Genomic DNA, 21219 nt, shown 5'->3' with positions numbered 1-21219 from the left:
CGCCGGGGCTTTTTTCTTGTCGCAACCCTATTCTTATCGAGATCAATATGGCTAAACAATTCGACGTCGTCGTTATCGGCGCGGGTCCCGGCGGGTACATCGCCGCCATTCGCGCGGCACAACTGGGCATGACCGTGGCATGCATAGACGCCTGGACCGCCGCTGACGGCAAGCCCGCACCCGGCGGCACCTGCACCAACGTAGGCTGCATTCCCTCCAAGGCATTGCTGCAGTCTTCCGAGCATTACGAGCAGGCCAATCACCACTTTGCCGATCACGGCATTGAAATCAAGGGTGTGAGCCTCAAGCTCGACACGCTCATCGGCCGCAAGGATACGGTCGTCAAGCAGAACAACGACGGCATTCTGTATCTGTTCAAGAAGAACAAGGTCACCTTCTTCCACGGCAAGGGATCGTTCGTCGCTCATGTGGATGGCGGCTGGAACATCAAGGTCGAAGGCAAGACGGAAGAAGACCTCATCGCGAAGCATGTCGTCATCGCCACCGGTTCCTCGCCGCGCGAGCTTCCCGGCCTGCCGTTCGACGAAACCCAGGTGCTGTCGAATGACGGCGCCTTGCGCATTCCGGCCGTCCCCAAAAAGCTGGGTGTGATCGGCGCGGGCGTCATCGGACTGGAGCTGGGCAGCGTATGGCGCAGGCTGGGTGCCGAAGTCACGGTGCTGGAAGCCATGCCCGATTTCCTGGCCGTCGCGGATCAGCAAGTGGCCAAGGAAGCACACAAGGCCTTGACCAAACAAGGTCTGGCCATCCACACGGGCGTCAAGATCACCGACGTCAAGGCCGGTGCCAAATCGGTCACCGTCAACTACACCGATGCGGCCGGCGCCGAGCAGAAGCTCGCGGTCGACAAGCTGATCGTGTCGATCGGACGGGTGCCCAATGTAGAAGGGCTGGGCGCCGATGTCGTGGGCCTCAAGCGCGATGAGCGCGGGTTCATCGCCGTCGACGACGACTGCAAGACCAGCCTGCCCAACGTCTGGGCGGTCGGCGACGTAGTCCGTGGGCCCATGCTCGCCCACAAGGCCGAAGAAGAAGGGGTCGCGGTTGCCGAACGCATCGCCGGCCAGCACGGCCACGTCAATTTCGGCACCATACCCTCGGTCATCTATACCTCGCCCGAGATCGCCTGGGTCGGCAAGAACGAACAGCAGCTCAAGACCGAAGGCCGCGAATACAAGGCGGGAAGCTTTCCTTTCATGGCCAACGGCCGGGCGCGGGCGTTGGGCGACACCACCGGTTTCGTGAAGGTCCTGGCCGACGCCAAGACCGACGAGGTACTGGGCGTGCACATCATCGGGCCCATGGCGTCGGAGCTCATTTCCGAAGCCGTAACCATCATGGAATTCCGTGGCGCGGCCGAAGACATCGCGCGCATCTGCCATGCGCATCCGACCTTGTCGGAAGCCATGAAGGAAGCGGCGCTGGCCGTGGACAAGCGCACGCTGAACTTTTGATCGTGCATGTCACATCCCCGGCGACTCAGTAAAGGGCGGGCGGCGGCCCGCCCTTTTTTGCCTTGGAAGGCCGAGGCAATATGGCCCCATCTCAAGGCAAAGTATGAATGTTCGTGAGTATTACTCCAAAGCCCTGGAAGACCGAGGCTATCAGCCCGATGAGGCTCAATTGCGGGCCATCGATCGCCTCCAGGCTTACTTCGATGATTGGATAGAGTTCAAGAAGGCCCGCGCATCGACGTTCCGCAAGCTGTTCAAGCGTCCCGATGTGCCGCGCGGCGTCTACATGTGGGGCGGCGTGGGGCGTGGCAAGAGCTTCCTGATGGATGCCTTCTACCTGACGGTGCCGGTCAAGCGCAAGACGCGCGTGCACTTCCACGAGTTCATGCGCAGCGTGCACAAGGAACTGGACGACGTCAGAGGCCAGCAGGATCCCCTGGACGAAGTCGCCCGGCGCATCGCAAAGCGGTATCGCCTCATCTGCTTCGACGAATTCCATGTGTCCGATGTCGCCGACGCCATGATCCTGTACCGGCTGCTCTTTCGCCTGTTCGAGTACGGGACGTCCTTCGTCATGACCTCCAACTACGAGCCGTCCACACTGTATCCCGACGGCTTGCATCGCGACCGGATCCTGCCCGCCATCAAGCTCATCCAGGAACGCATGGACATCATGAACGTCGATGTCGGAACGGACTACCGGCGCCGAACGCTGGAGCAGGTGCGCATGTACCTGACGCCCATCAGCGCCGACACGCAGGCCGAGCTGCAGCAGGCGTTCGACCGGCTGCTGGACACGGCGCCGCTGAAGCCGGTGCTGACGGTGGAGAACCGCGAGCTCAAAGCCGTGGCGCTGGGCGGCAACATCGTCTGGTTCGATTTCGCCACCTTGTGCGGCGGGCCGCGATCGCAGAACGACTACCTGGACCTGGCCAGCCGGTTCCAGACGGTGATTCTTTCCGATGTGCCGCGCATGGGCCCGCGCCAGGCTTCCGAAGCGCGCCGCTTTACCTGGCTGATCGATGTATTCTACGATCATAAGGTCAAGCTGATCATGTCCGCTGAATGCGATCCGGAAGAGCTCTACACTCAGGGGCCGATGTCCAACGAGTTCCATCGCACCGTTTCACGCATCCTCGAGATGCAATCGCGCGAGTATCTCGAAGCCGAGAAGCGCGAGGCGGTCACGCTGTAGCTGAATTTTTCCGGCCGGACGGACCGGCTTTTTCTTCTGTCTCAAGAATATTCGAAACACTCTATGACTATCCGCGTACTGACTGGCATCACCACTTCCGGAACGCCCCACCTGGGCAACTATGCGGGCGCGATACGTCCTTCCATACAGGCAAGCACGCAGCCCGGCGTGGATGCGTTCTATTTCATGGCCGACTATCATGCCTTGATCAAATGCGACGACCCGCAGCGTGTGGCGCGTTCGCGCCTCGAGATCGCGGCCACCTGGATCGCGGGCGGCCTGGACACCGACAAAGTCACGTTCTACCGGCAATCCGATCTGCCGGCCATCCCCGAACTGTGCTGGATGCTGACCTGCGTCACGGCCAAAGGATTGATGAATCGGGCGCATGCCTACAAGGCTTCCGTGGACCAGAATGTCGCTCGCCAGGCCGAGCCCGACGACGGCATCAACATGGGGCTGTTTTCCTACCCCATACTCATGGCGGCCGATATCCTGATGTTCAACGCGCACAAGGTGCCGGTGGGTCGCGACCAGATCCAGCATCTGGAAATGACGCGCGACATCGCAAGCCGTTTCAATCACCTGTATGGAAAGGGCAGCGACTTCTTCGTCCTGCCCGAAGCGCAGATCGACGAAGAAGTGGCGACGCTGCCCGGGCTGGATGGACGCAAGATGTCCAAGAGCTACGACAACACCATTCCTTTATTCGAGGGAGGCGCCAAGGCGCTGCGCTCGGCAGTCATGCGCATCGTGACGGACTCACGCGAGCCGGGCGAACCCAAGGACGCGGAGGGTTCTCACCTGTACGCGCTGTACCGTGCGTTCGCGACTCCTTCGGAAAGCAGCCAGTTCCGCAAACAGCTCGAAGAAGGCATGGGCTGGGGGGACGCGAAGTCCTTGCTGTGCGAGCGCATCGAACAGGAAATAGGCCCCATGCGCGACCGCTACGCCGACCTGATGGCGCATCCGGAACGCATCGAAGAGATCCTGCAGGCCGGGGCCGAGAAGGCAAGGCGCTTGTCCGAGCCCTTCATGGCGACGCTGCGCGAAGCAGTCGGCCTGCGCGGCAGCGCGGGCGCGGCACGGGCGGCAGAAGGCAAGAAGGCGTCGGGCAAGCGCGCGCGGCTGGTCAGCTTCCGAGACGACGGCAACCTTTTCCGCTTTCGCTTGCTGGCGGCGGACGGGCAGGAGCTCTTTCTGTCCGAAGCCTTCAGCGATCCCAAGGCGGCGGGGGCGGCGATCAAATCCTTGCAAAGCGTTGGCCTCGACGGCATCGCGTCGCGCCAGGACGACGATATGGTCCTGGCGATCGACGGCGCCGTCATTGCGCGTTTCGACGCCGCCAAGCACGACGCCGTCGCCGAAGCCTTGCTTACGCTGCAGGACTGACAGGCGTGGGGTCCGACCCCGTACGGGGTCGGACCCCTTGAATTTCACACGCTGGGGTCAGACCCCTTGAACTTAGCATGCCGGGGTCAGACCCCGAATGGGGTCTGACCCCATGGGTCTCATAAACAGCGTGCCGCGTGCAGCTCCAATTCCCGGCAAAGATCCAAAGTCCGGTCCACCGTTGCGCGGTGGACCAATATGACCTGGAAGTCATTGGTATAGCTTTCGCCGAATTCGATCAGGCAGTACTTGTCGTGGTGGCGCAGCAGCTGCTCGTCCACCCACTGATAGAAATCGGGTATGGATTGGAAGTCGTTGTCGTCGTAGGGATACTCAGGCAGGGCGGGGTGTTCGAAGGCATCGACGACTTGCTCATAGAGCTCATCCACGGTGTCCGCCACGGCGAAATAGTCTTCGAGCTCGACAAAAAGAACGAAAGCGATCACACCGGCCGGATCGTACTGCGCGACTTTCGCGGCATCCGCCCCGTAGAATTCGCGCAGGGTCTTCGGGGCGTCGCGGCGCGCCGCGACGCAAGCCTGGACGATGCGCTGGGTTTCGTGTTCATCCAGGTCGCCGCAACTGAGCAGGCCTATCAGTGTGCCAAGCTTGTTTTCGTATTCCTCGGTGGGCTCGGTCATGGCTTATTTCCTGAGCTTGGCAAAGGCGGCGGCCATCGCGCCCATGCCGCCGGCCGGTTGGGCGGTGCGCGCCGGCGAGCCTCCGTTGCCGCGGCGTCTGTTTCCGCCTCCGGAATTTCTTTCGTCGACCGCGCCGCGCCGCAGGGGTGCGGCATCATCGTTCAAGCGCATGGTCAGCCCGATGCGCTTGCGCGCCGGATCGACTTCCTGAACCTTGACCTTTACCGTTTGCCCCACGCGCACGACGTCGCGCGGATCCTTGACGAAGGTTTCTGACAGCGCGGAAATATGCACCAGGCCGTCCTGGTGCACGCCGATATCGATGAAGGCGCCGAAATTGGCGACATTGGTGACGACGCCTTCCAGGATCATCCCGGGATGCAGATCGTTCAGCGTATTGACGCCTTCCATGAACTGCGCGGTCTTGAATTCGGGACGCGGATCGCGGCCGGGTTTTTCCAGCTCCTGGAAGATGTCCTTGACCGTGGGCAGGCCGAACCGGTCGTCGGTGAACTCGGAGGGCGAGACGCCTTTCAGCGCGCCCTGGCGTCCCATGACCTCGCTTGCCTTCGCCGTGATCCTTGACAGGATGCGCTCGACCACCGGATAGGCCTCCGGGTGGACGGCGGATGCGTCCAGCGGATTGTCGCCGCTCGGAATCCTAAGGAAGCCTGCCGCCTGTTCAAAGGCCTTGTCGCCGAAGCGCGGAACTTTGAGCAGGGCCTTGCGATTGGGGAAGGCACCGTTGCTGTCCCGCCAGGCGACGATGTTCTTGGCAAGCAGGGAGTTCAGGCCGGAGACGCGGGTCAGCAAGGGTGCCGACGCGGTGTTGACGTCCACGCCCACCGCGTTCACGCAGTCCTCGACGACCGCGTCCAGCGAGCGGGCCAGTTCGCGCTGGTTGACGTCATGCTGATATTGTCCGACGCCTATGGCCTTGGGCTCGATCTTGACGAGTTCGGCGAGCGGGTCCTGAAGACGGCGGGCGATGGACACCGCGCCGCGCAGGCTGACGTCCAGTCCAGGAAATTCGAGGGCGGCGAGTTCGGAGGCGGAATACACCGACGCACCGGCTTCGGACACCACGATGCGGGTGAGCTTGATGTCTTTGAATTTTTCCTGCATGTCGGTTACCAGCTTCTCGGTTTCCCGGGAGGCGGTGCCGTTGCCGATGGCGATGAGCTCGGCCTTGTGGCGGGCGGCCAGGGCCGCCAGCGTGTTGATGCTGCCTTCGCGGTCGCGGCGGGGTTCGAAGGGATAGATGGTCGTCGTGTCCAGCAGCTTGCCCGTAGCGTCGATGATGGCGACCTTGACGCCCGTGCGGATGCCCGGATCCAGGCCGATGACGCATTTCGGGCCTGCCGGCGCGGCGAGCAGCAGATCCTTGAGATTGGCGGCGAACACCCGTATGGCTTCCTGCTCGGCGGCGTCGCGCAGGCGGCCGATCAGTTCGGATTCGAACGCAGTCAGCAGCTTCACGCGCCAGGTCCAGCGGCAGACCTCGCCCAGCCAGCGGCCGCGCGGGCCGGCGTCCGCCGAGAAGTCCGCGCCCATGCGCAGAAAATCGGCGATCCGCGCGACGCAGGGGTGGGGCGTTTGCGCTTCCAGTTCCGGATCCAGGCCCAGACGGATGTCCAGCACCCCTTGCTGTCGGCCGCGCAACAGCGCCAGGATGCGGTGCGAAGGAAGGGAGCGCAAGGTTTCGCTGAAATCGAACCAGTCGCGGAAATTGTCGCCCTCGGATTCCTTGCCTTCCACCACTTTGGAGTACAGCAGGCCTGTGCTCCAGAGATGTTCGCGCAGGTTCTCGAGCAGGTCGGCGTTTTCGGCGTAGCGTTCCGCAAGAATGTCGCGAGCGCCGTCGAGCGCCGACTTGGCGTCGTTGATGGATGCCTCGGGATTGAGGTAGCCGTTCGCGAGCAGGGCGGGATCGCATTGCGCATCCGCCAGAATCGCGTCGGCCAAGGGCTCGAGGCCGGCCTCCCGGGCGATCTGGGCACGCGTGCGGCGCTTGGGCTTGTAGGGTGCGTACAGGTCTTCCAGCCGCTGCTTGGTGTCGGCAGTGGTGATCTCCTGTTCCAGTTCCGGCGTGAGCTTGTCTTGCTGGCGTATGGATTCCAGAATGGCGGCGCGCCGGGATTCGAGTTCACGGACGTAAAGCAGGCGCACTTCCAGATTGCGCAGCACGGTGTCGTCCAGGCCGCCGGTGACCTCTTTGCGGTAACGGGCAATGAACGGAACCGTCGCGCCGTCATCCAGCAGTTCCACCGCGGCGGCTACCTGCGCGGGACGCGCATTGAGCTCCTTGGCCAGCAAAGCCACGATACGGGCGGTGTCTGTGGAGTCGGCAGGCGCGCCCGCCCGGGCTTGAACAGAAGAGTCAGTCATCGATGAGCCATAAAAACATGAATTACGCGGCGCATTTTGCCATACTGGCCCGCAAGGCGGAAACATAGGCGGGTATGATCTTGTCTGGCGATGCGTCCAGGACTGCATACTTTACCTCTTTGCCGTGCGTTGCATGCCGGTGCCCTTTCATATTTACGTTTTGATGCTTTTGCAAGAACTCTCCGATATTTTCTCCCCCGAAGGCCCGCTGGCGCAGGCGGAGCCGGGCTATCGTCCTCGGCTGGCGCAGCAGGAGCTCGCCCAGGCCATCCAGGAAACCTTGCAAAACCATTCGACGCTGATCGCCGAGGCCGGCACGGGCACCGGCAAGACATGGGCCTATCTCGTTCCCGCCTTCCTCAGCGGCAGCAAGGTGCTGGTCTCCACCGGCACCCGTACGCTGCAGGACCAATTGTTCCGCCGCGATCTGCCCCGCTTGCGCAAGGCGCTGGGCCTGCCCATCACGGTGGCGCTGCTCAAGGGCAGGGGGAATTACGTCTGTCACTACCACCTGGAGCGTCTGTCCGGAGACGACCGCGGCCTGCGCTCGCGCGCGGAAATAAGCCAGTTGCGCCACATACAGGTATTCGCCCAGCAGTCCAGTCATGGCGACAAGAGCGATCTTGCGCAGGTGCCCGAGGACGCCGACATCTGGGGCCGGGTGACGTCCACGCGCGAGAACTGCCTGGGACAGGAGTGTCCGCACGTGCGCGACTGTTTCGTCCTGAAAGCCAGGCGGCAGGCGCAGGACGCGGATCTGGTGGTGGTGAACCATGCCCTGTTCATGGCCGACCTCGCGCTGCGGGAAGAGGGCATCACCGAGCTTCTCCCCACGGTCGAGATGGTGGTGTTCGATGAAGCGCATCAGTTGCCCGATATTGCCACCCGCTTCCTGGGTACCAGTGTTTCTTCCCATCAATTGCTCGACCTCGCGCGCGCCACCGAGGCGGCGGGCCTGGCGCATGCGCGCGAAGCCACCAACTGGAGCGAGGCCGGCAAGCAGATCGAGCAGGCGGCGCGCTCGTTGCGCCTGGCCGCCGCCGGCGTCGAGAACATGCCGGGGCGCAAGGCCACATTCCAGACCATACCCGATCCGGAGACGTTCGACACGGCGCTCGATGACCTGCTGAGCGTATTGGACAAGAGCACCAGGCTTCTTGACGTGGTGAGCGAAAAACACCCCGACCTGGCGGCCGCCGCCAAGACCTGCATGGATCTGCGCGCCAAGCTTTTTCAATGGAGCCAGCCCGATCGACAGGGCCGGAATGCCTTGAAGCCGGCGGTCTCGGCGGAGGACGGGCCGGCGGTGCAAGAGGCCGCGGCGGTGAGATGGGTGGAGCAAAGTCAGCATCACATGCGGCTGCACAGCGCGCCACTGTCGGTGTCGCGTATCTTCTCCCGCTTCCGAGGCAAGGACCAGGCGTGGGTGCTTACGTCGGCGACCTTGTCCGTCAATGGCGACTTCGGCCATTTCCTCAGGCAACTGGGACTGTGGGATGCCACTACCCTGCGGTGGGAGTCACCGTTCAATTATCCCGAGCAAGGGCTGTTGTATGTGCCCAAGAATCTTCCGCTGCCCAGCGAGCATGGTTTCAATGAGCGTTTCGTCGATACGCTGATGCCTTTGATCAAGGCGTCGACGGGCGGCGTCCTGGTGCTGTGCACGACGCTGCGCGCCGTCGAGCGCATAGCCGAGCTTTTCGAAGAGCGTTTCGATGACGAGGGCGTGGAACGGGTCTTGTTGCGCCAGGGGGAAAGCTCGCGGCGCGTGCTGCTCGAGCGCTTCCGCTCCGAGGGGGATGCCGTGCTGGTCGGCAGCGCGAGCTTCTGGGAAGGCATCGATGTTCCCGGCGATGCCTTGACGCTGGTCGCGATCGACAAGCTGCCTTTTGCGCCGCCCGATGATCCCGTCCTGGAAGCGCGATTGAATCTATGCAGGAACGAAGGGGGAAACCCCTTCATGGAATATCAGCTTCCGGAGGCGGCCATCGCGCTGAAGCAGGGTGCGGGCCGGCTGATCCGCTCGGAAGCGGATTGGGGCGTGCTCATGGTAGGTGACCGCCGCATGGTGGAAAAACCCTATGGCAAGCTCTTGTGGCGCGGGCTGCCGCCCTTTGCCCGTACGCGGGAAGCGGGACCCGCATTGGCCTTTTTGCAGAAGAAACAGGCTGGGGTCAGACCCCGTACGGGGTCTGACCCCCATGCGGTTCAAGAAAGTGGGGCCAGACCCCATGCGGGGTCCGACCCCCAGGCAGTTCAAGGATGAGGGGTCAGACCCCATGCGGGGTCCGACCCCCAGGTTGTTCAAGGATATGGGGTCAGAACCCGTACGGGGTCTGACCCCGGCCCCGAATCAGAACCAGTTGATGGGGTTCCAGCGGCTGCCACGCGGCTCGTCCAGCCCTTGCTCGTAGTACTTGCTGTTGGGGAAGTTGAGATCCAGCACGCGCTTGGCATCGTCCCGCAGGTCGGTCAGGCCGAGCTTGTCGTACGACAGGTACATGATGTAGAGCGCTTTCTCGGCGATGGGCACGCCTTCGAAGTCGGTGATGACGGTCTGTGCGCGGTTGGCCGCTGCCACATAGGCGTCGCGCTCGTAGTAGTACTGGGCGACGTGGACTTCGTTGCGGGCGATCGTGTCGACCAGCCAGGTCAGGCGCTTTTTCGCGTCGGCGGCGTAGCGGCTGTCGGGATAGCGCTTGACGAGCTCGTTGAAGGATTCATACGACTCGCGCAAGCCTTTCGGGTCGCGTTCGCTGGGATCCTGCTGCGTGATGTTCGAGAAGGCCGCGCTGGGAGGCGTGAAGGTGATGAGGCCTTTCAGGTAGAGCATGTAGTCGGTACCCGGGTGGTTCGGGTACTGTTGCTGGAAGCGGTCGATGGCGGCCAAAGCCTGTTCGGGTTCTTCGTCCTTCCAGTTGACATAGGCCTGATCGATGAGCGCTTGCTGCGCATAGCCGCCAAACGGATATCGGGCCTCGAGCGTTTCGAGCCGCGCGCGGGCGTTGCTCCAGCTGCCTGCGCTCATTTCCTCTCGGGCGTCCTGGTACAGGCGCTCTGCGCTCCAGCCGGCGGTTTTGTCCGGCTCGGCTTTCATGGTCCCGCAGCCGGCGACGAACGCGACGATCACGAGTGCAAGCGCGGCCCGATTCAGGCGCGCCAGTCCGGGAAAGCGAGAGAGATTGAGATCTGTTCGGGTCACAAAAGCATCCTTGGTGTTAGCATTGCAGGCTGATTATATGATTTGTCGCCATGCCTGACACAGATATAGACAAAGAAAGTTTCACGGCGGGCGCCCCGCTGGAGTTCCGCCTGCCCGTCGACGCCGTGCAGGAACGCCTGGACAAAGCGCTGGCCCGTCTCATTCCCGAGCATTCCCGCAGCCGCCTGCAGGCATGGATAGAAGAAGGGCATGTGCTCGTCAATGGGCGGCCCGGCAAGGTCAAGCAGGCCGTGCATCCGGGCGATGAGCTGATCGTCTGGGAACAGCAGCCGCCCGAGTCGCAGGCGTTCGCGCCGGAAGACGTCGAGTTCGCCGTGGTGGCCGATTCCCCCGACTGGATCGTGGTCAACAAGCCGGCGGGCCTGGTAACGCACCCTGGTGCGGGCAACTGGAGCGGCACGCTGCTGAACGGCTTGCTGTACCGTTATCCGGAGCTTGCACAGGTTGCGCGGGCCGGCATCGTGCATCGCCTGGACAAAGACACGTCGGGCCTGCTGGTCGTCGCAAGGCACGAGAAGGCACAGACGCATCTCATCAGGCAATTGCAGGCGCGTACCGTAAGCCGGCAATACGTCGCGCTGGTGCATGGCCGCATGGGAAGGGCGGGCACCGTTGATCGCGCCATCGGCCGCGACCCCAGGGTGCCGGTGCGTATGGCCGTCGAGCCGGCCATTGCCGTCAAGCCTGCGATCACGCATTACGAACCGCTGCGCATGGGTGTGGCCGACGGCGACTTCGGCGTGTGCGGAGTGGCTTGCCGGCTCGAGACCGGGCGCACGCACCAGATCCGCGTCCATATGGCAAGCCTTGGTCATCCTCTTGTAGGAGACTTGCTGTATGGTGGCAAGCAGATCGCGGGCGCCCAGCGTCAGTTGCTGCATGCGCGGGCACTGGCTTTCGATGATTTTTCAGATGGCGGGCGCAAGGCTTTCGAAGCGGAACTCGCCCATGACTTCGCGGCGGTTCTGGAAAGGGTGCAATGGGAAGACTGAGCGGTAATGAAACGTTTGGCTCGGTGTCGGGCCTTCCTTGGGACGGTGTGGCGTACTTCAGCACGCAGCGCCATGGCGGATCGAGTCGCGGACGCTGGGCTTCCTTCAATCTTGGCCTGCATGCGGGCGATGACGAACGCGACGTGCGGGCGAACCGCGATCTATTGCGTAGCACGCTGCCTTCGGAGCCGGTGTGGCTGAAGCAGGTGCACGGCACCGAGGTCCTGGATGCGGACGCATTCCCGCAAGCGGCATCGCAGAATGCGCCGGTGGCCGACGCGGCGGTCACCACGATGCCCGGCCGCGTGCTGGCCATCATGACGGCCGACTGCCTGCCGGTGGTATTGGCTACGGTCGACGGCACGGTGCTGGCGGCCGCTCATGCCGGCTGGCGTGGACTGGCCGGCGGCATACTCGAAAAGACGGTGGCGGCGCTCCGCGTCAAGGCAGGCCAGGAGCGGTCCGATGCCTCGCACATCCGGGCATGGGTAGGTCCGGCGATCAGCCAGGCGCACTTCGAAGTGGGGCCGGACGTCTTCGATGCCTTCACGGCCGGCGACGCCGCGGCGCGCATGTTCTTCGCCGAAAAAATCCCGCAGCGGAAATGGCATGCCGACCTGGCGGGGCTGGCCCGTCATCGGCTGTTCCAGGCAGGGGTGGACACCATCGAACTCAGCGGCCACTGCACCTTCGCGCGCGAAGATCTGTACTACTCCTATCGCCGCGATCCGCATACCGGCCGCATGGCCACGCTTGCCTGGATCAAGCCGCAAAACACTTGATCTTCAAGGGTTTGCAAGGTGTAGCGACTTACCCTGATTGACAGGGTTTCAATTGGCCTCCACCATAGTTTGAACGCATCGATATCCATACAAGCAAGGTGTCCCGTGAGTGCTCCGTTCATATCCAAGTGGCCTGTTCCGCCCTGCGTTGCGCCGGAAAAACTGGCGGCAATTCAGGCGGAGTTCTCGCGCGAATGGCTGCAGATGGCCGCCAGTGCGCAGCAGGGCAAGCTGGCGCCTTTGTCCGACCGCCGCTTCAATGCGCCGGCCTGGTCGGGCAGCCCCGTCAGTCTGCTCATGGCGCATGCCTATCTGCTTTCGGCCAAGGCCATGAATCAAATGGTCGACGCGGCCGACATCCCCGAACCCGTGCGCAACCGCCTGCGCTTTTCGGTCATGCAATGGACGGAAGCCCTGTCGCCCGCAAATTTTCTTGCCACCAATCCCGATGTCCAGCAGGCGCTCATCGAAAGCCATGGCCAGACACTCAGCCAGGGCATGCAGAACCTGCTCGAAGACCTGCAAAAAGGCCGCATATCACAAACCGACGAATCCCGGTTCGAACTTGGCGCCAACGTGGCCACCAGCAAGGGTGCGGTCGTGTTCCAGAACCGGCTCGTCCAGCTCATCCAATACGCGCCTCTTACCGCCACCGTGCACAAGAAGCCGTTGCTCATCGTTCCTCCGTGCATCAACAAGTACTACATCCTCGACCTCCAACCCGAGAACTCCTTCGTCCGGTACGCGGTCGAACAAGGCTTTACGGTGTTCATGGTGTCGTGGCGGAATCCGCTTCCTCTTGAAGACGACGGCATCGATGCACTGGGCTGGGGCGATTACCTGCAAGAAGGCGTGCTGGCGTCCATCGATGCCGTCTGCGACATTACGCGCCAGAAGCAGATCAACGCGCTGGGGTTCTGCGTTGGCGGCACGCTGCTCGCCTCGGCGCTCGCGCTGGCGCACGCACAAGGCAAGCGCCCCGTAAGCGGTCTTACGCTGCTCACCACTTTGCTCGACTTCAACGATACCGGCGTTCTCGATGTGTTCGTCGATGAGCTGCACGCCAGCTTGCGCGAAAGCCAGATCGGGCAGGGCGGCCTGATGACGGCGCGGGAACTGGGCACCACTTTCTCGTTCCTCCGGCCCGGGGAGCTGGTCTGGAATTACGTGGTGGGCAACTACCTCAAGGGAAAAGCGCCGCCGGCATTCGACCTGCTGTACTGGAATGCCGACGGCACCAATCTGCCGGGTCCGTTCTTCACCTGGTATTTTCGCAATACCTACCTGGAAAACAATTTGAAGGTGCCCGGCCGCCTGCATATCGGCGGCCATCCCATCGACCTCACCACGCTCGACATGCCGGCGTATATCTACGGCTCGCGCGAAGACCATATCGTTCCGTGGCGGTCCGCCTACGCAAGCGCCAGTATCCTGCGCGGTCCGGCGCGGTTCGTCCTGGGTGCGTCCGGCCATATCGCGGGGGTGATCAATCCGCCCAGCAAGCAGCGCCGCAGCTACTGGAAGCTGGATGCCGAATCGCCACCCGCTGGCTTGCCGGCCGAGCCCGATGCATGGTTTGGCGGCGCCTCGGAACACCCGGGAAGCTGGTGGCCGGACTGGGCCGCGTGGCAAGCCGCGCATGCGGGACCCAAGGTCCGAGCCGGCAAGAGCCTGGGCAATGCGCGCCATGTCCCGCTTGAAGAAGCCCCTGGCAGCTATGTCAAGGCAAGGGCCGTGTAGTCTGATTTTTTAGGAGAACAATATGAGCGGAAAATTAGCTTATGTGACGGGTGGAATGGGGGGCATAGGCACCAGTATTTGCCAACGGCTCGCCAAGGAAGGTTTTACCGTCGTGGCGGGCTGCGGGCCCAGCCGGAACCACAAGCAATGGATCGACGAACAGTCGGCGCTGGGGTATCAGTTCCATGCATCGGTGGGCAACGTTGCCGATTGGGAATCCACCGCTCAAGCGTTTGCGCAGGTGCGCGAAAAGCACGGTCCCGTCGATGTGCTGGTGAATAATGCCGGCATCACGCGCGACGGCCTGTTCCGCAAAATGAGCCAGGAAGACTGGCGCGCCGTGATCGACACCAACCTCAACAGCCTGTTCAACGTCACCAAGCAGGTCATCGAGGACATGGTCGACCGCCAATGGGGGCGCATCATCAACATCAGTTCGGTCAACGGCCAGAAAGGGCAGTTCGGCCAGACCAACTACTCCACCGCCAAGGCCGGCATCCACGGCTTCACGATGGCGCTCGCCCAAGAGGTCGCCAGCAAGGGTGTTACCGTGAACACGGTGTCGCCCGGCTACATCGGCACCGACATGGTTCGCGCCATGCGCCCCGATGTCCTAGAAAAAATCGTGGCCACGATACCGGTCAAGCGCCTCGGAGGCCCCGAGGAAATCGGCTCCATGGTCGCATGGCTGGCATCTGATGATTCCGGCTTTGCGACGGGTGCGGACTTCTCGCTGAACGGCGGATTGCATATGGGGTAAGTACCTGCTTTCACTGCGGCTGCAACGCAGTGCATTCCGAATCGACTACTCCTCTTTCGCTTTTCGTATTTTGGCCATCGTCATGACGCAATCTCAAGCTAGCAGCCCCACTCGCCTGATCAAGAAGTATCCCAACAGGCGCCTGTACGACACGCAGACCAGCGCTTACATTACCTTGGCTGATGTCAAGCAACTCGTGCTCGATTGCGAAAACTTCCAGGTCGTGGATGCCAAGTCGGGCGAAGACCTGACGCGCAGCATCCTTCTTCAAATCATTCTCGAAGAAGAGAGCGATGGCATGCCCATGTTCTCGGCAACGGCGCTGTCGCAGATCATCCGTTTCTATGGCCATGCCATGCAGGGCGTGATGGGCTCCTTCCTGGAAAAGAACATCCAGGCCTTCATGGATGTCCAGGACCGCATCGCGGAACAATCCAAAGGCCTGTACGGCAATCAGTTCGGCCCCGAAGCCTGGGCGCAATTCATGAACGTCCAGGCGCCGGTGCTGCAAAACATGATGAGCAACTACGTGGATCAAAGCAAGAATCTGTTCGTGCAAATGCAGGACCAGATGCAGGACCAGACCCGCAACATGTTTTCCGTGTTTCCGTTTGCACCCAATCCGCCGAAAGACAATAAAAAATAGAGGGTCAACCCCGTATAGGGTCAGACCCCGTACGGGGTCTGACCCTTTTCCCTCCCGGCCTGGGGTCAGACCTCGTAGGGGGGGCTGACCCTTTCCCTTTCCGTCCCTGGGGTCAGACCCCATGCGGGGTCTGACCCCTCAGGTCTGATCCCTCACGCCTTCCGGTACGGGCTGTGATCCCGCAATTCGTCCGCGTACGCGCGCACCGCCGGGGTTTCGCGGTCCAGGTAGTCCTGGATCGCGTCCGCATACCGTTGGTCCGCGATCCAGTGCGCCGAGCACGTCTCCACCGGCAGCAGCCCGCGCGCCAGCTTGTGTTCGCCCTGGGCGCCGCCCTGAAAGACTGAAAGCCCCTCCTGGACGCAATAAGCGATGCCCTGCATATAACAGGTCTCGAAATGCAGGCCCGGCACGTAGCGGACACTGCCCCAGTAGCGGCCATACAGAGTCCGATCGTCGCGCAGGTTCAATGCGGCCGCGATGGGTTCATCTCCTTGCAACGCCATCACGATCACGATGCTGTCCGCCATCTCCGAACGGAGCCTGAAGAAGAAGTCGCTGTTCAGATAAGGCAGATGGCCGTGTTCGAGATATGTCTGGTGATAGCAGCGATAGAAGAAGCGAAGACTGTCGTCGTCGATGCCGTCGCCGCTGAGGAAGCGGAACCGCACGCCGGCGGCGTCCGACTTCTTCCTATCTTGCCTGATCTTTTTGCGGTTCTTCTGGTTCAGGCTCATGAGGAAGTCTTCCATGCTTGCATAGCCCTGGTTGAACCAGTGGAACTGCACGCCGTGCCGGAACATGAACCCTGCCTCCGCGAACGCTTTGCAGTCTTCCCCTGATGGAAACAGCACATGCAAGGACGAAATGCCGTTCACGCGGCAGAATTCGATGGCGCCGCGTGCCAACGCGACTCGCGCTTCATGCGTGCGTGCCAGAATGCGCGGACCGGGAACAGGGGTGAAAGGAATGGCGCAGAGCAGCTTGGGGTAATAGCGCAGCCCATGGCGCTCGAAGGCTTCCGCCCAGGCGTGGTCGAAGACATATTCACCGCGGGAATGCGCCTTGAGATACAGCGGCATGGCGCCGGACAGCTCGGACCCTTCATGCAACAGCAGGAAGTGGGGCGTCCAGCCGGTGCGCGAAGACGCGCAACCGGTTTCGTCCAGTGCAAGCAGGAAACGATGGCGAAGAAAAGGCTGTTCGCCTGCAAGGCGGTCCCATTGTTCGGCGTTAATATCTTGGAGTGGGGATAGGCTGAGGCTTGGAGACAAGGCGCTTTTGACGGTTCGGTCGTTTTGCTGATGGAGCTTCGGGCCAGTGTAACGCAGGGCAGGGCCTGTGAATACTTGGAAGGATGGGCATGGCAGGCAAGATACCGGTGACGGTGCTTTCGGGATTCCTCGGCAGCGGCAAGACGACGTTGCTGAATCGTTATCTGCGCGAACAGCCCGAAGACGCTTCATCGACCATGGTGCTGATCAACGAGGTTGGAGCAATCGGACTGGACCACAGGCGCGTCAGGCACCTGAGCGACAAGGTGGTGCTGCTGGAGTCGGGCTGCCTGTGCTGCACGGTCCAGGGCGAGCTGGTGGACACCTTGCGCGAACTGTTTCTGCAGGCCTTGCGCAGGGCCATTCCGCCTTTTTCGCGCATGATCATCGAGACCACCGGTATCGCCGACCCGGCTCCTGTCCGCTATACCTTGCAGTATGAGCGCTTCCTCCAGGAGCGGTATGCCTATGCGGGTTGCCTGGTGGTCGTGGATGCCTTGCACGGCATGCGGCATCTGCGCGAACGCAGGGAGGCGGTTCAGCAGGTCGTGCTGGCCGACGCCCTGGCATTGAGCAAAACGGACCTTGCCTCGGAGGATGACCGGAAGGCGCTGCAATCCGCCTTGGCCGGACTGAATCCTTCGGTTCCCTTGCATGTATTGTCGGAAGGGCAAAGAACCGTCGACGTCTTCGGCGAGGTGGAGCGGCGCAGCGGCAGGAAGCAGCCGGCTTCCGGATTTCGTTTCGGGGCCGGCCCGGCTTCCCGTGGTCATGCAAATGCCCATGGCATGCTTGATGTGATGGCGCTGGAATGGCAGGTTCCACAATTGCGATCCGCCGCCACCAAAGCGCTGGAAGACGCCATGGCATATGCCGGCGCGGACATGCTGCGCATCAAGGGATCGTTTCGCTTCACCGGCTCCGCAGGCCGCTGGTCGGTACAGGGTGTGCATCGGGTCCTGTATCCCATGGAGCCGGAAACCGCGAGGGAAGGGGAAAGTCTGGGCGGCGACGGATGCGCGCTGGTGCTGATCTTCCATCGCCGCAAGGATGATGCCCAGGCGGAGCTTCTTGAGCTCATCGGGCGGCACTTGCCCGGAGCCAGTCAACGCTGAAGGCTGGCGCCTGCCGGCCTGCTATTGTCGCCTGAAGACAACTTGGCGCAATGAAGGCTTGCGCAGATGCTGCGCAGATGGTGTAATGTTTGCATTATCGCCTCCCAGGCTGGGTGTCTTGCTGCATGGGCCCTTATGTTTTGCGGGCTTTTTGCCGGGTCCATACCTTGAATCAAGCAACATGCATCCCAAAGGCCTGCGGGCCACGGCTCGTGATGAATCCTTTCTCCGGCCATCGCAATATAAACGAATAATTTTTAAGCAGGCGTCTTCCGCGTGCGCCAAGTGCCCGTCATCAGGCGGCGCGGCTTGGCATGGCGCGAGGTCCTGAACCACGATATTCCACCGTAGCGCCCTGCGGGGCTCGGCATGATCCAGCGCCAGCCATGCTCGCAGCTGGCACGCTACGCCATGAAATAGGAATAATGGCTTATATCCCGATCAAAGCCGGCATGCCGGCACCTCGAAATGCTACGCGAAAATTCGCCGCAGCTGTATCGCCGCGCACGACCAATGCCGGACTTGTCCATGCCGGAATTGTCGATAGGGAAAATGGCGTCTGCGGCCAGGCGGCGGGGCTACGATCGCATGAATGCGCAGCGCAGCCCGTTGTGAAGGCAAAGGCAGCATCCGTAGCCGGATTCTTGATGCAAGGATTTTGCGTGCCCGCTTTTGGCGTGTTTGTGGCATTTGCGGTGCTTGTGGCATTCGGGCCGTTTATGACATTCGGGCCGTTTATGACATTCGGGCCGTTTATGACATTCGGGCCGTTTGCAGTGCAGGCGGCGGCACAAATAAAAATGGGTCAAATGCATGAAGCAAATGACCCATTTCGAATACTGGTTGCGGGGACAGGATTTGAACCTGTGACCTTCGGGTTATGAGCCCGACGAGCTGCCAGACTGCTCCACCCCGCGTCTGAAGAGTTAAATATTAACCCATACCTTTGATTCATGCAAGCAAGGTAGTATTTCCAAGCCCTAGATGACTGAAACCGAGATCATCCGCATCCTAGAAACCGCGTTGTTGTGCGCGGATCAACCCATGAGCGTCGCAGATCTGCGAAAATTGTTCGTGGCGGAAGAAATTTCCCCAGAGGCGCTGCGGGATCATCTATCGACATTGCAGGCAAGCTGGAGCGATAAAGGCCTGGAACTGGTGAACCTTTCCAGCGGCTGGCGCTTCCAGAGCCGGCCCGAAATGCAGCGCTACCTTTCCCGGCTCAGCCCCGAGAAACCCCCGAAATACTCGCGCGCCGTGCTTGAGACGCTAGCCATCATTGCCTGGCGCCAGCCGGTCACCAGGGGCGATATCGAAGACATACGCGGCGTCACGGTGTCGTCGCAAATCGTCCGCACCCTGGAGGATCGCGGCTGGATCGAAGTGCTGGGCCATCGGGATGCGCCGGGCAGGCCGGCATTGCTGGGCACTACGCGCCAGTTCCTGGATGACCTGGGCCTGAAGGCTCTGGACGAGCTGCCCGATCTCGAACCGCAGGATGCCTCCATCGCGTTGGCGGGCCTGGATCTGGAGCTCGTTCCCGACGAGGCCGCAGACGATGGCGCCGATCAGGCGAAGCAAGAACAGACAGAACACGCAGGCGCCGCGGAAGCGGCGTCCGAGCACACAGATATGGATATGGAAACGGAGTACCTAAAAGAAAATGACTGACATCAATGAGTCCTACGACGGCGCCTCGCCGGTCGACGCGCCCGCGGCGTCCGAGGCCCCTGACGATTCAACCCAGGCTGCGGCCCCTCGTGGGCGCGGCCGCAAGCTCAGGACCCCATTCAGGCGCCGCCGCGGCGACGCCCAGGCGGAATCGAGCGAGCCGGCCGGCGAGGCGGCCCCCGGCATTGAAAAGCCGGCCGAAGCCGAGGCCGTAGCTGCGAAGCCGGCCCGTGCGCCGCGCCGGCGCAAGCCGGCCGCCGCCGATGCGCCCGCGCAGCCTGGCCCCGATGCCGCCGAAGCGCCGGCCCGGCCGCGCGGCCGAGGATCCAAACGGGTCGCCGATACCGGGGAATCCGAAAAAGAAACCGAACAGGCGCTCTCTTACCTGGACACCGCTGCTCCGATTTCCCAGCGGCTGGGCAAATACCTGAGCAGCGATGCAATCATGCCCAAGCTGCACAAGGTGCTTGCCGACGCGGGCGTGGGATCGCGTCGGGAAATGGAAGAGCTGATCGTGGCAGGGCGTGTTTCGGTCAACGGTGAGCCGGCGCATATCGGGCAAAGGGTAGGCGCGAACGACCAGGTGCGTGTCAACGGTCGCCTTGTGACCCGTCCGAATGCCAAGAAGCCGCCGCGTATCATTCTGTATCACAAGCCGGTCGGCGAAATCGTCAGCCACGACGATCCCGAGGGCCGCGCCACGGTATTCGCCCGACTGCCCAAGATGCGTGTCGGAAAATGGCTGTCGGTGGGGCGGCTCGACCTGAATACCGAAGGCCTGCTGATTCTGACGACGTCCGGAGATCTCGCCAATCGCTTGATGCACCCTCGTTATGGCGCCGAGCGCGAGTACGCCGTGCGGGTGCTGGGCGAGCTGGGCGACGAGCAGCAGTCCCGTCTGCTGAAGGGCATAGAGCTGGAAGACGGGGTGGCTCAGTTCGGGTCACTGGAGTACCTGGGCGGCGAGGGCAGCAATCGCTGGTACCGCGTCACCCTGACCGAAGGGCGCAACCGCGAGGTGCGCCGGATGTTCGAAGCGGCGGGCGTCACCGTCAGCCGGCTGATCCGCACGCGTTTCGGCGAGGTCGTGCTTCCGCGCAATCTGCGCCGCGGACGCTGGGAAGAGCTCGACAGCACGCTCGTCTCGGCGCTCATGGTTCAGCTCGGCTTGCTGCGCGACGATGACGGCGACGGCCGCGGCAATCGCCGCGAGCGGCAACCCGCCTCCCACGACAGCGCATTGCCGCCCGGCTTCGGCACATTGGAACGCAATGGCATGAACGGCGCCAAGGTCAGCAGGCGAGGCAAGCTCTCCGGCGGCCGGCCGACACGGGGCTCGGCGCTCGAAACCTATCCTTCCGATCCGTACGGAACCGGCCTCATGTTCAGCGGCGGCTTGCCCAATGGGCATCCCACCGGCAATGGGGCGGGTGCCCGAAACGGCAAGGGCACGGGCAAGGGCAAGAAGGGCGGCCCCAAGGCCGCCGGCGAGGGGGCCGCGGCCTCCGAAAACCGCCGCCGCGGCCCGGGCGCGCGTTCGGGCAAGCCCGGCGGCGCGGCGCCCAAGGCGGGTGGAGGCCGTGGCGAAGGCAAGGCGCGCTCCGGCAAGACGGGCGGGCGCGGCAAGGCGGGATCGCCCGGCGGAGACGACTGGCAGCCACGCGGTGCGTCGGCCCATGAGTCGCAGCTGGGCGTGCTGGGCGGTCGTCGCCAGCGCTAGATATCCGGGGCTCGCGGGGCTTCAGGCCCCGCCACTGTTGCTTTTTTTATGTAAGGCCAAGACATGACAGGATTTTTTTTGTTTTTCTGTTAGAATGTAGGGCTTTACAGCTATATTGTTTTTGTCATGCTTTTGGTCATGCGGCATCGTCATGCGAACCTTGACTGACAATGGTAGCGGCACATTTTCGAATGCGTCTTTATTT

At 62.4% G+C, this 21219-nt stretch carries 16 protein-coding genes, 1 tRNA gene and 1 pseudogene; 13 read left to right on the top strand and 5 right to left on the bottom strand.

Going from position 1 to position 21219, the window contains the following annotated elements; translation table 11 throughout:
• Positions 1 to 47 precede the first annotated feature (47 nt).
• The 3 genes from lpdA to ACSBPU_RS14330 all read left to right on the top strand — a co-directional run bounded on the left by lpdA (position 48) and on the right by ACSBPU_RS14330 (position 4062).
• Positions 48 to 1475, top strand: coding sequence for a dihydrolipoyl dehydrogenase (gene lpdA, locus ACSBPU_RS14340; protein ID WP_442592732.1), 1428 nt, complete (start codon positions 48 to 50; stop codon positions 1473 to 1475).
• Positions 1476 to 1578: 103 nt separating this feature from the next.
• Positions 1579 to 2670 (top strand): cell division protein ZapE, encoded by a 1092-nt coding sequence (gene zapE / locus ACSBPU_RS14335; RefSeq protein ID WP_442592731.1) that lies wholly within the window; start codon positions 1579 to 1581, stop codon positions 2668 to 2670.
• Between the two features lie 63 nt (positions 2671 to 2733).
• Positions 2734 to 4062, top strand: a complete 1329-nt coding sequence (locus tag ACSBPU_RS14330; RefSeq protein ID WP_442592730.1) for a tryptophan--tRNA ligase — start codon at positions 2734 to 2736, stop codon at positions 4060 to 4062.
• A 119-nt stretch (positions 4063 to 4181) separates the two neighbouring features.
• On the opposite strand, the gene ACSBPU_RS14325 is transcribed toward ACSBPU_RS14330, so the two are convergent.
• Both ACSBPU_RS14325 and ACSBPU_RS14320 read right to left on the bottom strand, forming a co-directional pair.
• On the bottom strand, positions 4182 to 4703 hold the full coding sequence (locus ACSBPU_RS14325; RefSeq protein WP_442592729.1) for a hypothetical protein: 522 nt from the start codon (positions 4701 to 4703) through the stop codon (positions 4182 to 4184).
• 3 nt (positions 4704 to 4706) lie between these two features.
• Complete coding sequence (locus tag ACSBPU_RS14320; protein ID WP_442592728.1) at positions 4707 to 7091, bottom strand: Tex family protein; 2385 nt, start codon at positions 7089 to 7091, stop codon at positions 4707 to 4709.
• A gap of 163 nt (positions 7092 to 7254) precedes the next feature.
• Here ACSBPU_RS14320 and ACSBPU_RS14315 point away from each other — a divergent pair, with 163 nt between their 5' ends.
• Positions 7255 to 9357, top strand: a complete 2103-nt coding sequence (locus ACSBPU_RS14315; RefSeq protein ID WP_442592727.1) for an ATP-dependent DNA helicase — start codon at positions 7255 to 7257, stop codon at positions 9355 to 9357.
• Between the two features lie 87 nt (positions 9358 to 9444).
• Here the strand turns inward: ACSBPU_RS14315 and ACSBPU_RS14310 are convergent, their stop codons facing one another.
• A complete protein-coding gene (locus ACSBPU_RS14310; RefSeq protein WP_442598358.1) occupies positions 9445 to 10188 on the bottom strand; it encodes an outer membrane protein assembly factor BamD in 744 nt (247 codons plus the stop codon).
• A 155-nt stretch (positions 10189 to 10343) separates the two neighbouring features.
• Between ACSBPU_RS14310 and ACSBPU_RS14305 the strand changes: the two genes are divergently transcribed.
• The 5 genes from ACSBPU_RS14305 (at position 10344) to phaR (ending at position 15234) form a co-directional block, all read left to right on the top strand.
• Entirely contained in the window at positions 10344 to 11306 is a 963-nt protein-coding gene (locus ACSBPU_RS14305; protein ID WP_442592726.1) for an RluA family pseudouridine synthase, read from the top strand.
• Complete coding sequence (pgeF, locus tag ACSBPU_RS14300; RefSeq protein ID WP_442592725.1) at positions 11294 to 12088, top strand: peptidoglycan editing factor PgeF; 795 nt, start codon at positions 11294 to 11296, stop codon at positions 12086 to 12088. Before ACSBPU_RS14305 ends, pgeF begins: the two co-directional genes overlap by 13 nt.
• A gap of 105 nt (positions 12089 to 12193) precedes the next feature.
• Positions 12194 to 13828, top strand: a complete 1635-nt coding sequence (locus ACSBPU_RS14295) for a PHA/PHB synthase family protein (protein ID WP_442592724.1) — start codon at positions 12194 to 12196, stop codon at positions 13826 to 13828.
• A gap of 22 nt (positions 13829 to 13850) precedes the next feature.
• Positions 13851 to 14588, top strand: coding sequence for an acetoacetyl-CoA reductase (gene phbB / locus ACSBPU_RS14290; RefSeq protein ID WP_180068243.1), 738 nt, complete (start codon positions 13851 to 13853; stop codon positions 14586 to 14588).
• A gap of 82 nt (positions 14589 to 14670) precedes the next feature.
• On the top strand, positions 14671 to 15234 hold the full coding sequence (phaR, locus tag ACSBPU_RS14285; RefSeq protein ID WP_180068244.1) for a polyhydroxyalkanoate synthesis repressor PhaR: 564 nt from the start codon (positions 14671 to 14673) through the stop codon (positions 15232 to 15234).
• Between the two features lie 152 nt (positions 15235 to 15386).
• Here the strand turns inward: phaR and ACSBPU_RS14280 are convergent, their stop codons facing one another.
• Positions 15387 to 16508, bottom strand: coding sequence for a GNAT family N-acetyltransferase (locus ACSBPU_RS14280; RefSeq protein ID WP_442592723.1), 1122 nt, complete (start codon positions 16506 to 16508; stop codon positions 15387 to 15389).
• Between the two features lie 89 nt (positions 16509 to 16597).
• Here ACSBPU_RS14280 and ACSBPU_RS14275 point away from each other — a divergent pair, with 89 nt between their 5' ends.
• On the top strand, positions 16598 to 17623 hold the full coding sequence (locus ACSBPU_RS14275) for a CobW family GTP-binding protein (protein WP_442592722.1): 1026 nt from the start codon (positions 16598 to 16600) through the stop codon (positions 17621 to 17623).
• Between the two features lie 468 nt (positions 17624 to 18091).
• Positions 18092 to 18238: a hypothetical protein gene (locus ACSBPU_RS14270; RefSeq protein ID WP_442592721.1), complete on the top strand. Its 147-nt coding sequence runs from the start codon at positions 18092 to 18094 to the stop codon at positions 18236 to 18238.
• 225 nt (positions 18239 to 18463) lie between these two features.
• Here ACSBPU_RS14270 and ACSBPU_RS14265 read toward each other — a convergent pair.
• Positions 18464 to 18540, bottom strand: a tRNA-Met gene (locus tag ACSBPU_RS14265).
• 67 nt (positions 18541 to 18607) lie between these two features.
• Here ACSBPU_RS14265 and scpB point away from each other — a divergent pair.
• Positions 18608 to 19153, top strand: a pseudogene (gene scpB / locus ACSBPU_RS14260) (SMC-Scp complex subunit ScpB); the annotation flags it as partial.
• A gap of 133 nt (positions 19154 to 19286) precedes the next feature.
• The gene (rluB, locus tag ACSBPU_RS14255) at positions 19287 to 21014 is read left to right on the top strand and encodes a 23S rRNA pseudouridine(2605) synthase RluB (RefSeq protein WP_442592720.1); all 1728 of its coding nucleotides are present in this window, start codon (positions 19287 to 19289) and stop codon (positions 21012 to 21014) included.
• The last annotated feature ends 205 nt before the right edge of the window (positions 21015 to 21219 follow it).

Source organism: Parapusillimonas sp. JC17 (genome assembly GCF_052180245.1).
Taxonomy (GTDB): Bacteria; Pseudomonadota; Gammaproteobacteria; order Burkholderiales; family Burkholderiaceae_B; genus Parapusillimonas.
The sequence above is the reverse complement of the archived record's forward strand: the minus strand, read 5'-3'. Positions and strand labels throughout refer to the sequence as shown.